The 13161-nt window shown below is 62.9% G+C and carries 14 protein-coding genes; 2 read left to right on the top strand and 12 right to left on the bottom strand.

Annotation, left to right across the window (positions count from 1 at the left end; translation table 11 throughout):
- Positions 1-9 precede the first annotated feature (9 nt).
- Positions 10-849 (bottom strand): EamA family transporter, encoded by an 840-nt coding sequence (locus L1277_RS10260; RefSeq protein WP_253376276.1) that lies wholly within the window; start codon positions 847-849, stop codon positions 10-12.
- A 58-nt stretch (positions 850-907) separates the two neighbouring features.
- On the opposite strand from L1277_RS10260, the gene L1277_RS10255 reads away from it, so the two are divergent.
- Positions 908-2392 (top strand): PLP-dependent aminotransferase family protein, encoded by a 1485-nt coding sequence (locus L1277_RS10255; protein ID WP_308215090.1) that lies wholly within the window; start codon positions 908-910, stop codon positions 2390-2392.
- Positions 2393-2450: 58 nt separating this feature from the next.
- On the opposite strand, the gene L1277_RS10250 is transcribed toward L1277_RS10255, so the two are convergent.
- A complete protein-coding gene (locus L1277_RS10250) occupies positions 2451-3035 on the bottom strand; it encodes a GrpB family protein (RefSeq protein ID WP_253376275.1) in 585 nt (194 codons plus the stop codon).
- A 172-nt stretch (positions 3036-3207) separates the two neighbouring features.
- Between L1277_RS10250 and L1277_RS10245 the strand changes: the two genes are divergently transcribed.
- A complete protein-coding gene (locus tag L1277_RS10245; RefSeq protein ID WP_253376274.1) occupies positions 3208-3777 on the top strand; it encodes a dihydrofolate reductase family protein in 570 nt (189 codons plus the stop codon).
- 77 nt (positions 3778-3854) lie between these two features.
- On the opposite strand, the gene pheT is transcribed toward L1277_RS10245, so the two are convergent.
- The 10 genes from pheT to infC form a co-directional block, all read right to left on the bottom strand.
- Entirely contained in the window at positions 3855-6380 is a 2526-nt protein-coding gene (gene pheT / locus L1277_RS10240; RefSeq protein ID WP_253376273.1) for a phenylalanine--tRNA ligase subunit beta, read from the bottom strand.
- 1 nt (position 6381) lies between these two features.
- A complete protein-coding gene (gene pheS / locus L1277_RS10235) occupies positions 6382-7422 on the bottom strand; it encodes a phenylalanine--tRNA ligase subunit alpha (protein ID WP_253376272.1) in 1041 nt (346 codons plus the stop codon).
- Between the two features lie 65 nt (positions 7423-7487).
- Positions 7488-8408 carry an amino acid ABC transporter permease gene (locus L1277_RS10230; protein WP_253376271.1) on the bottom strand — a complete coding sequence of 307 codons (921 nt, stop codon included), beginning with the start codon at positions 8406-8408 and terminating at the stop codon, positions 7488-7490.
- Complete coding sequence (locus L1277_RS10225; RefSeq protein ID WP_253376270.1) at positions 8405-9052, bottom strand: amino acid ABC transporter permease; 648 nt, start codon at positions 9050-9052, stop codon at positions 8405-8407. The genes L1277_RS10230 and L1277_RS10225 overlap by 4 nt, the downstream gene beginning before the upstream one ends.
- A gap of 78 nt (positions 9053-9130) precedes the next feature.
- Positions 9131-9994 (bottom strand): glutamate ABC transporter substrate-binding protein, encoded by an 864-nt coding sequence (locus L1277_RS10220; RefSeq protein ID WP_253376269.1) that lies wholly within the window; start codon positions 9992-9994, stop codon positions 9131-9133.
- A gap of 88 nt (positions 9995-10082) precedes the next feature.
- Entirely contained in the window at positions 10083-10838 is a 756-nt protein-coding gene (locus tag L1277_RS10215; RefSeq protein WP_374110212.1) for an amino acid ABC transporter ATP-binding protein, read from the bottom strand.
- Positions 10839-10979: 141 nt separating this feature from the next.
- Entirely contained in the window at positions 10980-11789 is an 810-nt protein-coding gene (locus L1277_RS10210) for an RNA methyltransferase (RefSeq protein WP_253376268.1), read from the bottom strand.
- A 102-nt stretch (positions 11790-11891) separates the two neighbouring features.
- On the bottom strand, positions 11892-12278 hold the full coding sequence (rplT, locus tag L1277_RS10205) for a 50S ribosomal protein L20 (RefSeq protein ID WP_121660181.1): 387 nt from the start codon (positions 12276-12278) through the stop codon (positions 11892-11894).
- 28 nt (positions 12279-12306) lie between these two features.
- A complete protein-coding gene (gene rpmI / locus L1277_RS10200; RefSeq protein WP_253376267.1) occupies positions 12307-12501 on the bottom strand; it encodes a 50S ribosomal protein L35 in 195 nt (64 codons plus the stop codon).
- Entirely contained in the window at positions 12494-13078 is a 585-nt protein-coding gene (gene infC, locus L1277_RS10195) for a translation initiation factor IF-3 (RefSeq protein WP_253376309.1), read from the bottom strand. Before infC ends, rpmI begins: the two co-directional genes overlap by 8 nt.
- Positions 13079-13161 lie beyond the last annotated feature (83 nt).

The raw sequence follows: 13161 nt of genomic DNA, 5'->3' as shown, positions 1-13161 counted from the left end.
GGTGGGCGATCAGCCGAGCGCCATGGCCGCGACGGCGACGGTACACACACCAATACCGACGCGTTGGCCCGGAGAGACCCGCTCCCGGAGTACACCGGCGGCGAGGAGAACAGTGACCGCGGGATACAGGGAGGCGAGAACCGCAGCAAGTCCCAGGCTGGTCGTTCCGGTTGCGACCAGAAATGAAAGCGTGCCCAGCGCGCCGAGGACGCCGGACGAACTGCCCCATCCCACCACGCGAGGCGAGGGACGCCAGATCTGGCCCAAACTGGCGGCGAAAATGATCGTCAGAGCAGCTCCCACCGTCTGGTTGACCGCGAGTGGCAGCAGTCCGGCGCCGTCCGATATCTGTGCCAGTGCGATGAAGAGGGTGCCGAATCCCGCGCCAGCTAGAGCCCCGTCGGCGAGCGCTCCCCTACTATCCGGAATCGGTTGAGTTTCCGAATTCCGTGAGACCAACCAGATCCCGGGAAGCGCCGCAAGCATGCCCGCCCACCCGAGCCACCCGGGACGCTCACCGAACGCAACGCCCGCCAGGAGGGGAACCATGGCAGCTCCAACCGCTGAAATCGGGGCGACGAGCCCCATACGACCACGGACAAGCCCACGAAAAAGGAACAGGCCACCGGTCACCGAGCCAGCACCAGCCACGACCGCCCACGCGAAGTCCGCCGCCACAGGAGCGCCAGGCACCGCGAGGCCCGCCACCAACATTGCACAAGCACCGGCGCTCTGCCCGACAAACACAATCTGCCACGGCGAGTACCTGCGAGAACCGACGCCGCCGACGAAGTCGGATGCGCCGTACGCCACGGCTGCTGCGAGCGCCAAGAGCACGCCGATGTCCATGTGTCCGAGTGTGACCGCTGCATGGTCCGCTTGGAAGGTCCGCTCTAGACCCCATCGAATGGACCATTTGCTGTTCAATGGTGCAATGACAGTGAAGTGGGCGCGTGGTGGCCCCGGCTTCCTCGTAACCCTCGATCGTGAAGCCGGGCCTCTTGGCGCGCAGATTCAGAATCAACTGCGAGCCGCGATTCGTGACCATCGGCTCGACACAGGCGAACGACTCCCGTCCACTCGAGACCTGGCTGAGGCGCTTGGAGTGTCGCGCGGCACCGTTGTGAACGCCTACGACCAGTTGCTGGCCGAAGGATATCTCGAGTCGTCGGTCGGTTCAGGCACGCGAGTGGCCGCAGTCGCAGCCCCCGTCCGGCCCGGCACCCACGCCTCGGACGGCAACAGTCCTACTCCCCCGATCGAGCACATAGAGATCGATTTCGAATACGGGATACCTGATCTCGGTACGGTGCCGTTGATCGATTGGGCATGGGCGATCTCGGAAGCGACACGAACACTTCCCACTGTGGAGTTGGGTGACGAGGATCTAACCGGCTCCGGGCACCTCCGAGACGTCGTCACTGCCTACCATCGTCGCGTCCGCGCCGGCAGCGCGACTGCCGAGGACGCCGTGACCGTCTCTGGATTCCGTCAAGGCCTGACATTCACACTTGCGGCCATCGCTCGGCACGGTATCCGCTGTCTTGCTCTGGAGGATCCCGGACCACGCGAACACGGCCTGATCGCTCGTCGCGCGGGGCTTGATGCCGTGCCAATCCCCGTAGATGGTGAAGGCATCGATGTGAGTCATCTGTATTCGACCGACGCCCGTGCTGTGTTGGTGACGCCGGCGCATCAATGCCCGATGGGAGTCGCACTCAGCCCGGCGAGGCGCCGCATGCTCCTTGAATGGGCCGATGCGGTCGATGGCATCATTCTCGAGGACGACTACGACGCAGAATTTCGATATGACCGCCAGCCTGTCGGCTCGCTGCAGGGATTGAATGCGGAACGCGTCATCGCTTTGGGGTCGGTCAGCAAGACGCTTGCCCCCGCGATCCGTTTGGGCTGGGTATTGGCACCGCCGCGCTTCGTCACGGGAATCATCGAAGAGAAAAGGCTCAGCAGCCGCGGGGTCCCTGGTTTGGATCAGGAAGCCCTCGCACTCCTGATGGAGACCGGCCGGTTCGATCGCCACCTCAGGCACGTAAGGGAGATTTATCGCGAACGCCGTGATGTCCTCTCATCCGAGGCGGAACGTGCTTTCGGCCCGGGACAATTGCCGGGGTTGCTGGCCGGGTGTCACGCGGTGCTGTATCTCCCGACCGACATGTCGGAGGATGCCGTCGTTGCAGCTGCAGCCTCGATGGGTGTTCGCGTCAACGGTCTCAGTGGCTACCGGTTTCGGCCTCAACCCGGTGACGCTACCCCGCAACAGGTGCCGCTCCCACCCGCTCTCGTGCTGGGTTTTGGCAACGTCGATAGCGACAAAATTCGCCGCGGCATCCGTGCAATTGCTGCAGTTATATGCAACCAGACACCAAATCAGTGACGGCCGAGCGACGATGATCGACCACGAGCGACGCGTCATCAACAGTCTGACGGATCCCTCAGGACCCCGCGGATGCTAATTTCTCCCGAGCTGCCCGCGCTCGTTCTTTTATGGCAACGATGACATCGGTCTTCGCATCCGCATAGTCGTTCATGTCGTCCCAGCGACGCCTGAGCAGCGCTCTTTTAGTGCTTTCGTACAGAGTCCGGTCGTTCCTGTCGCGGCGCAGGTGGTCGCGCAGGAGCAGGTATTCATCGATCGCCCCAGCCCCCTGCTCATAGACGTGCACATGGACATCCCGGTTCGGCGTCCGAACGAGGCGGTGACCGGGCTCTCGGACCCGGAGCTCATATCCGGAAGCGATCAGCGGTTCGAGATAGTTCTCCTCCGCTGTGATGTCCGTCACCGCAACCGCGATATCGATGATCGGCTTCGCCGCCAGTCCCGGGACGGATGTGGACCCGATGTGCTCGATCTGGACGTTCGCCCCTCCCAGAGCGACTTCTATACGCTGCCGGTGCTCGCGGTAGAGGTCAGTCCAGCGTTCGTCGTACTCGTCCAGCGTGATCGCGACGGCTTCCGGCCCTCCAATAATCTCGACGCGGGTGACGTCCAATCGACGCGCGGTGCCACTGTTCTTCACCTGGACAGTCTTTCACCACGCGCGCCCGAGATGGCGCTTTCTCGCCTTCCAACGATTGCGGTGGGCGGCAGAGCGGAGTTAATTAGGGGGGCCGGACGCCTAGGGCATGGCCTGCAGATTCCTCGACCTGTGCCGACGAGACCCGGTCCACACTCCAAGGGAGAGAAACGAGATGAGAGCACTCCGATACTCGATCAACGTCACGCTTGACGGCTGCTGTCACCACGAAGCGGGCCTTCCTCCGGACGAAGAGTCCATGGGCTATTGGACCGAGGAGATCGGGCGGGCGGATGGGCTGCTGTTCGGCCGGACGACATACGAAATGATGCAGTCGGCGTGGCGGAAACCTGTCACCGGGACGTGGCCCGATCGGCTCAATAGCTGGGAAATTCCGTTCGCTGAGACCATCGACCGAGCACAGAAATACGTTGTATCGAGCACGCTGTCCGAAGTCGGCTGGAACGCCGAGCTGGTGCGAGGAGAGTTGGGTGCAGCGGTTGAACGGCTCAAACAGATGCCAGGCGATGGCCTCTTCGTGGGTGGAGTGACGCTCCCGCGAGCGTTGGCAGATTTGGGGCTGATCGACGAGTACGTGTTTGTGGTGCAGCCCGTCATCGCCGGACACGGGCCTTCGCTGCTCGCCGGCTTGCGGGAGCGCCTTCAACTTCAGCTTGTGGATCGCCGTGACTTTCGCTCGGGCGTCGTCGCTCTCCGATTTCAGCCCCTGACAGGAACGACGTGATAACCACAACACCGGCCCCGGTCGAGGGCTCGAAAGCCGCTCAACCGGAGCCGGTGCCTGTGGAGAAGGTGACGCTGCTACTCGCGCAGTACCGCACCGAAGCGCTCGGTCGCCAGCGCTGAGCCGGCGAGCTTCGCCTCCGAAGCCTCAGCAGCGGTGAGTGTGCGGTCGGGCGCGCGGAAACGCAACGCAAACGTCAGGCTCTTGGCGTTGTCCTCAACGCCCTTTCCGCGATAATCATCAACCAAGCGGATGTCTTCCAGCAGGTCGCCCGCACCCTCACGCACGCTCGCGAGAACGTCCCCAGCGGGAACCGAGCGGTTCACCACCAGTGACAGGTCCTGGGTTGCGGCCGGCAGCGTGCCGATAACGCCAGCAGCGATCTCGGCATCGGTGGACTCGAGAATCGCGTCCAGGTCCAGCTCGGCAACAGCGACAACCCGCGGCAGGTCAGAGTCGAGCGCGAGCTGCGGCAGCAGCTCCCCCGCGTAGCCAACCACCCGGTCGCCCACCCGAAGCTCGGCGGTGCGGCCCGGGTGCAGCGAGTGGTGGCTGCCCTGAACGACATCGATCGTCGCGCCGGTCGCAAGGCCGACCTGCGAGACGGCAGCGAGAGCATCCGCAATTCCTGACGGAACGGCAGCAACACCCGGCTGTTTTGCGACGGCGTTGCCGACGATGATCACGGCGACGTGGCGCGGCTGTGGCGGAATGCCGGCGTTGAGCTCAGCGAGCTGCTCAGCGGTCGGGCGAGCGACACCGGACGGCAGTTCCGCCTGGCCGTAGCGCTTGCCCTGCTCGGGTGTGAACACGAGTCCCACCTCGAACAGCGATACGTCGGTCAATCCGCGTGACAGGTTGCGCTTGGCCGCCGAGATGAGCCCCGGGATCAGGCTCGTGCGCAGGTACGGCGCGCTGGCGTCGAGGGCGTTCGCAACCTTGATGGCCGGAACAGTTCCCTCCACGGGCGAACCGAACTTGTCGTTGTCGCTCGCGCTCAGGAACGGGAACGCGAGAATTTCGGTCGATCCCGCAGCGGCCAGCGTGTTCGCGACGGTTCGGCGGACGCGCTGCGACCGCGTCAGGCCTCGCCCGGGAGGAGCGACCGGCAACACGGACGGGATGCGGTCGTAGCCGACGATGCGGGCGACTTCCTCGGCGAGGTCACTTTTGTCGGTGATGTCGGGGCGCCAGCTCGGAGCGGTGACTCGAAGTCCGCCGTCGGCGTCGTCGACGGTCGCGCCGATTTCGACGAGCGATCCGCGGATCTCCTCATCGGTGTACTCGATACCGATGAGCCCGGAAACATAGCCGTCCGGCAACAGGATCGGTTCGGCCACGATCGGCTCGCCGAGCAGTGAACCGGTTGGCTCAGCCTCGCCGCCGGCCAGTTCGACCATGAGTTCAGCAACACGCGACGCGGCCGGAACAGCGACCCGGGTGTCAACACCGCGCTCGAAACGTTTGGACGCCTCGCTCGGCAGCTTGTGCCGACGAGCGGTGCGAGCGATCGACACGGGGTCGAAGTTCGCCGACTCAATGAGCACGTTGCGGGTGGCAGCACCCATCTCGGTGGTCGCGCCACCCATGACACCGGCGAGGCCAATCGGGCCCGATCCGTCGGTGATGAGCAGGTCTTCGGGGCTCAGCGTGCGCACCTGGTCGTCGAGAGTGGTGAGCGTCTCCCCCGGCTGCGCGCGCCGAACGGTGATGCCATCGGTGAGCGCGTCGAGATCGTAGCCGTGAATCGGCTGGCCCAGTTCGAGCATCACGTAGTTGGTGATGTCAACGAGAAGAGATATTGAGCGGATGCCGGCCAGCTTCAGTCGCGACATCATCCACGGCGGCGTCGGACGTGAAGCGTCCACGTTCCGGACGATGCGGGTGGCGAAAACACGTACACCGGGGTTGCCGTGGATCGGAGCCTCGTCCGACACGGTGACGGGGAACCCGTCGGTGCCGGCCGGCGCGAAGTCCTCGCGCAGCGCCGGGTCGCGGAAGGCCGCACCGGTGGCGTGGGCGTACTCGCGGGCGACGCCACGGATCGAGAAGGCGTAGCCGCGATCGGGAGTGACGTTAATCTCGACAGCTGCATCGTCCAGGCCGAGCAGAGCGATGGCATCCGTTCCCACTTCAGCATCCACGCCGAGCGTCGACAGGCGCAGGATGCCGTCGTGCTCGTCACCGAGGCCGAGTTCACGCGTCGACGCGATCATGCCGTCAGAGACGTGACCGTAGGTCTTGCGGGCGGCGATCGGGAAGGGACCGGGCAGCACGGCGCCGGGCAGGGTCACCACGACCTTGTCACCGACGAAGAAGTTGCCCGCACCGCAGACGATGCCGTGCACGTCGGGGCCGCCATCGGCAGCGAGTTCGCCCTCGGGCGCAACGCGCACCTGGCACCAGCGAATGGTCTTGCCGTTCTTCTGCGGCTCTTCGACGAACTCGAGCACCTCACCGACGACAACCGGTCCGGTCACCTCGAAGGTGTGAACGTCTTCTTCTTCGAGCCCAACCTTCACCAGGGCAGCGTGAACGTCTTCGGTTGTCGATCCCGGTGCGAGATCAACGTATTCGGCGAGCCAACTCAGGGGCACCCGCATGCTAAACCACCATTCCAAACTGCTGTGAGAAGCGCACGTCGCCCTCAACCATCTCCCGCATGTCCTGGACGTCATTGCGCAGCATCAGACCGCGCTCAATTCCCATGCCGAAGGCAAAACCTGAATACTCATCCGGATCAATACCGGCGGCGCGCAGCACGTTCGGGTTGATCATGCCGCAGCCGCCCCACTCGATCCAGCGCGGACCGTGCTTGAACGTGGGGTGCCAGAAGTCAAGCTCGGCGCTCGGCTCCGTGAACGGGAAGTAGCTGGGGCGCAGGCGGATCTTGGCCTCATCGCCGAAGATCGATTTCACGAAGTGGTCGAGTGTGCCCTTGAGGTGAGCCATCGTGAGGCCCTTGTCGACGGCGAGGCCCTCGAACTGCATGAACACCGGGAGGTGCGTGGCGTCGAATTCGTCGGTGCGGTAGACCCGGCCCGGAGCGAGCACGTAGACCGGGAGCTCACGGTCGAGGAGCGAGCGAACCTGCACCGGTGAGGTGTGGGTGCGCAGCACGAGGTGCGACTCCGGCGGGTCGATGAAGAAGGTGTCCTGCATGGCACGCGCCGGGTGGTCGGCGTCGAAGTTGAGTGCGTCGAAGTTGAACCACTCGCTCTCGACTTCGGGGCCCTCGGCAATCTCCCAACCCATGCCGGTGAAGATCTCGCTCACGCGGTCCTGCAGGAGGGTGAGCGGATGCCGCGCACCAGGGGTGTATCGGCTGGCCAGCGCGGTGACATCGAGCGCCTCGGCGTCGAGCTGGGCGGCGTTCTCTGCTTCCACGATCTGCTGTTCACGGGCAGCGAACGCTCCGTTGACGCGACCTCGAGCCTGGCCGACGAGCTTGCCGAGCGGGGCCTTCTGGTCGGGAGCTACGTTGCGCAGCTCACCGTTGAGCTTCGCCAGTGGCGATGCTTCCCCGGTGTGCTCGGTACGTACCTGCTTGAGGGCTGCGGAATCGGCTGCGGCGGCAATAGCGGCCAGGGCTGATTCAACGGCCGCATTCACGGCGGATTCGGTAATTACTTGCGAGTCGGACACGATCCACAAGTCTACCGAGTCAAGCGAAAGCCCCGTGCCGTCGCCTGCAGCTCTCGAGCGCCGTACTAAATGCTGCCTTGTCCCGCCTGTCGAGCTGCGGCAGACGCCTGCGCGATAGCGAGTGCCGGGTCGACGGGAATGTCCTTGCCGGCCTTGCCTCCTCGACGCGCTGAGTCCGTGCGCTTCGACAGCCACCGAGCGATGAACGACAGTGTGAGGTTCATGATCAGGTAGATCACGAGGGTCACGGCGAAGAACGAGAACAGGTACCGGTTGCCGTAGAAGCTCGCGAGGTTGTTCATCGTCGACCGGAGGAGTTCCGGGTAACCGACGATGAAGCCCAGAGAGGTGTCCTTCAACAGAACCACGAGCTGGGCCACGATGATCGGCAGCATTTGTCGGAATGCCTGCGGGAATTCGATAAGCATGCGGGTCTGCAGTTCACGCATACCGAGGCTGAGGCCGGCCTCGCGCTGACCGCGGGGCAATGCAGCAAGTCCTGCGCGGAGCGCCTCACCGATGATCGCCCCGTTATAGAGTCCAAGCGCGATCACAACGGCCCAGTAAGCACCGCTGGCGAAGGCAAGCAGGATGAAAAGCATCATGAGTAGAACGGGCATACCGCGCACGAACTCGAGGACCACGGTCGTTGGAACTCGGATCCACGCGGTCTTCGCCGTTCGCAATAACGCAAACACCACGCCGAGAACGATCGCTACAACGGCGGCCGCCCCCGCTGCCTGCAGTGTGCGCAAGACACCTGCGCCGATGAAAGTCCACACCTCAGGGTTGGTGAAAACGTCCCACCGGCTGGGGTGGAACATGCCGGGAAGGGTGATGCCGCCGGAGCTCGGTCGCGGTGCGGCGAGGACCGAGTAGAGCCAGTACAGCCCGGCGAGGATGAGGACACCGACGATGATCGAGAGCGTCAGCGACAGCCTGCGAGCCTTCGGACCTGGGGCGTCGAACAGAACAGAGCCGCTCATCGTGCCACCACCCATTTCTTTTCGAGCCGACCGGCGAAGATACCGAGCGGGATGGTGATCAGGAGGTAGAAGGTGGCGACACCGAGCAGGACGGCCACGACGGCATTTCCGTTCGCGTTGGCGAGTTCCTTACCAATAGTGAACAGCTCGACCACGAAGAATCCACCCGCCACTGAGGTGTTCTTGGTCAAGGCGATGATGACGTTGATGAGGGGCGGAATGACCATGCGGAACGCTTGAGGGAACACAACGTAGCCGACGGTCTGCCCGAAGCCCAGGCCCAGGCTCCGCGCTGCTTCGGCCTGTCCGATGGGCACACCATTGATGCCGGACCGGAGCGCTTCGGCGACGAACGGCGAGGTGTACACGCTCAGTCCAATCATTGCGAAGACCTCGTAGTCAAGCCGTGCCCCGAGGTAGGGAAGGATCAGCGCACAAAAGAAAAGCACGAGCGTCAACGGAGTGTTCCGGATGAGTTCCGTGTACACGGCGCCGAAGACGCGAAGGGACGGGACCGGTGAGATCCGCATGGTAGCGATGATGGTGCCAAGGATCAGGGCAGCGATGCCCGCAACGACGAGGAGTTGCAGGGTCATGCCGAAGCCTGACAGGTACCGAGGCAGGTTGTCGATAATGACGTCCATGTGGCCTCTTCCGTTCTGTTGTGCGAGTGCTCACAAACGGGGCGGGGTGATCCCCCGCCCCGTTTGTGTGATGGGACTTTAGTAGCGGTCTACGGCCGGCGGTTCGACGAACTCGAGAACCGTTCCAGCAGTGCTGTTCCAGGCCTCCTCGTACGAGCCGTCCTCGTAGGACTCTTCGAGAACGTCGTTGATCCAGTCGCGGAAGTCCGTGTCGTCCTTCGCGAGACCGATGCCGTACGGCTCTTCGGTGAACGGCTTACCAACAACCTTGAACTCGCCCTCGTTCTGAGCAGCGAGACCAGCAAGGATCACGTTGTCAGTGGAGACGGCGACAACCTGGCCGGTGCGAAGCGGCTCGAGGCAGTTCGAGTAGGTGTCGGTGAGAACCGGGGTGGCTCCGATTTCCGCGAGCTTCGCTGCCGGGGTGGACCCGGTGACGGAGCAGACCGGCTGGCCGACGAGGTCATCCTCGCTCTTGATGTCCTTGTTGTCGGCGAGCGTCAGGATCGACTGTCCGGCCATGTAATACGGACCAGCGAAGGAGATAACTTCCTTGCGCTTGTCGTTGATGGTGTACGTCGCGATGACGACGTCGACTTCACCGTTCTGGATGTAAGGCTCGCGGTTGGCTGAAACCGTTTCCTTCCAGTCGATCTTGTCTTCGGCGATACCGAGCTTCGCTGCGATGATCTTGCCGATCTCGACGTCGAACCCTTCGGGCTCTCCGCTCGGGCCCAGCAGTCCGAACAGCGGCTGGTCGAACTTGGTACCGATGGTGATCTTGCCTGCGTCAGCGAGCTTGGCCATCGTTGTGCCAGCTTCGAACGTGGGCGCTGCTTCGGGCTTCGGTGCTGCGGTGTCTCCGCCGCCGCCTGAACAAGCGGACAGCGCGAGCAACGCGGCTCCGCCGAGTGCGATCAGTGATAGCTTTTTGCGCTTCATCTGCAATCTCATTCCTTGTGTTGTGCTGTGTTTCCCCAGCCGCTGGGCGGCTAAGCGTGAGAGGCTCGCGCCGGGTGGCGCTGGCCGGTCAGTGATCGAGAATTTTGGACAGGAAGTCTTTCGCCCGGTCCGACTTGGGGGCGCTGAAGAACGTCTCGGGCGTCGCCTCTTCAACGATTTCGCCATCGGCCATGAAGAGCACACGATCGGCGGCTTTGCGGGCGAATCCCATCTCGTGGGTCACCACGATCATGGTCATGCCCTCCTTGGCGAGCCCAACCATGACGTCGAGAACCTCGTTGATCATTTCAGGGTCGAGCGCACTCGTCGGCTCATCCATCAGGATCAGCTTCGGACTCATGGCGAGCGAGCGTGCAATTGCAACACGCTGTTGTTGGCCACCGGACAGCTGCGCCGGCATCTTGTGCGCCTGGTTCGCAACCCCGACCCGCTCAAGCAGCGTCATAGCGCGCTCCGTGGCATCCGTCTTCGACATCTTCTTGACCTTCATTGGCGCAAGGGTGATGTTTTCGAGCACTGTCTTGTGCGCAAAGAGGTTGAACGACTGGAAAACCATGCCAACGTCTGCGCGCAGGTCTGCCAACTCGGCGCCCTCTTCGGGGAGCTTTTTGCCGTCGATCGTGATGCTGCCGGAGTCGATGGTCTCGAGCCGGTTGATGGCACGACAGAGCGTCGATTTTCCCGAACCGCTGGGTCCGATCACCACAACAACCTCGCCACGGGTGACGGTCGTGTTGATGTCTTTCAGGACATGGAGCTCGCCGTAGTGCTTGTTCACCGAGTCCACGATGACCAGCGGTTCACCGCGTTTCGCGATGGGCATGCTCGTCGTGTTCGGTATTAGCGTTGGTTCCATGCGTCCAAACTAGGGGACGGCATGTTTCAGCCGCATGACGCGAGGCATCCGTTACTCATTCGTAACCAAGATTTCCGGCAGAGAAACGGATGCCTCGGCGCCAGAAGGTCAGCCTGCGCTACGTTGCGCAAACGCCGATTCGTACAGGCACACCGATGCGGCGGTGGCGAGGTTCATTGACTCTGCCTGGCCGTAGATCGGAACCGTGATCGCGGCATCGACGAGCGAGAGCTGCTCATCGAGCAGCCCGTGCGCTTCGTTACCGAACAGCCAGGCGGTCGGCTGGGTCAAGTCGCCGGAGTTGCGGGCGTCGAGCAGGCTCGTTCCCTTGACGTCGGCGGCCAGCACACGGAGCCCGGCCTTAGTCGCGCGCTCGATGACATTCGGCAGTTCGGCCCCGACGGCGATCGGCAGGTGAAACAGCGATCCGGTTGTCGAGCGAACGACCTTCGGGTTGTACAGGTCGACGGTACGACCGGTGAGAATCACGGCGTCGGCACCGGCCGAGTCGGCCGCCCGGATGATCGTGCCGAGGTTCCCGGGGTCACGCACTTCCTCGAGGATCGCGATGAGCTTCGGCTCCGCGTTGAAAATGTCCTTCATCGAGGTCGGGAACTGGTGTGCCACCGCGATGAAGCCCTGCGGCGTGACGGTGTCGCTCATCACCGTGAGGACTTCCTCGGAGACGAATTCAAATTCGATGTCTGGTTGCAGCTCGATCATCTCGGCGACGTCGCTGTACCGCTCCGACGCGGTCGGCGTCGCGTACAGCTCGACAATGAGGTCGGGACGGAAGCTCAGCGCTTCGGAGACCGCCTGTGGGCCTTCAAGGAGGAAGAGACCGGTATCAACCCGGGCGGGACGTTTGGCGAGTTTGGCGACCGCTCGGACGCGCGGGGAACGTGGGTTATCAAGCACTCCCCCAGTGTACGGACGCCCATTGGTTCCACCGGGAGGCTCGCTCACAAACAACAACGGGCACCCCGCCGAAGCGGGATGCCCGTTGAAAAGAAAAGCTGCTTACGCTGCTGCCTTCGGAGCCGAGGTGTCGGCCGGAAGGGCCTTCTTGGCGCTCTCGACGAGGGCCGCGAACGTCGCGGGCTCGTTCACAGCGAGCTCAGCGAGGATACGACGGTCAACCTCGATGCCAGCAAGGCCGAGACCCTGGATGAGGCGGTTGTAGGTGAGGCCATTGGCGCGCGATGCTGCGTTGATCCGCTGGATCCAGAGGCGACGGAAGTCACCCTTCTTCTGGCGGCGGTCGCGGTACGCGTACACCATGGAGTGGGTGACCTGCTCCTTGGCCTTGCGGTACAGGCGTGAACGCTGGCCGCGGTAACCCTCGGCGCGCTCGAGGATAACCCGACGCTTCTTGTGAGCGTTTACCGCCCTTTTTACTCTTGCCATTTGTCTATATTCCTATCGGGTGCTGGTCTTAGTGACCGAGAAGCTTCTTGATGTTCTTGGTGTCAGCCTTCGACACGAGCTGGTCGTTGTTGAGACGACGCTTGCGCTGCGTGGACTTCACCTCGAGGTTGTGGCGCATGCCCGACTGCTGCTTCTTGATCTTGCCGGAACCGGTGAGCTTGAATCGCTTCTTGGCACCGGAATGGGTCTTCTGCTTAGGCATTGTCTTCCTCCTGCTTCGCTGCTTTATTCGCAGCACGTTGTGCGTTGGCTTCGGCCTTGGCCTCTGACTTGTTCTTCAGAGGGCCGATCACCATGACCATGTTTCGACCATCAATGGTCGGATTGGACTCAACAGTGCCCAGTTCCGCGACATCTTCGGCAAATTTTTGGAGCAAGCGCACACCCTGGTCGGGTCGGGACTGCTCACGGCCGCGGAACAGGATCATTGCCTTGACCTTGTCGCCACCCTTGAGGAATCCCTCAGCGCGCTTAACTTTCGTTTCGTAATCGTGCTTATCGATCTTGAGACGGAACCGAACCTCTTTGAGGATGGTGTTCGCCTGGTTGCGCCGGGCCTCTTTGGCCTTCTGCGCAGCCTCGTACTTGAACTTGCCGTAATCCATGATCTTCGCGACCGGAGGCTTGGAGTTCGGGGCAACCTCGACGAGATCGAGCTCAGCTTCCTGCGCCAGGCGCAGTGCTACCTCAATCTTGACGACGCCGACCTGTTCTCCGGCGGGACCGACGAGGCGGACCTCGGGGACTCGGATACGGTCGTTTGTACGGGGATCGCTAATGCGTTACTCCTCTAACTCAATCTTCGACTTTTTCTACAGACGGATGTCTGCACAAAGCGAGAGAGGAGAAGTCACACACCGCA

The organism is Okibacterium sp. HSC-33S16, from assembly GCF_024171565.1.
In the GTDB taxonomy this organism is placed as follows: Bacteria; Actinomycetota; Actinomycetes; order Actinomycetales; family Microbacteriaceae; genus Mycetocola_A.
This window is presented reverse-complemented; position numbering and strand designations above follow the sequence as displayed.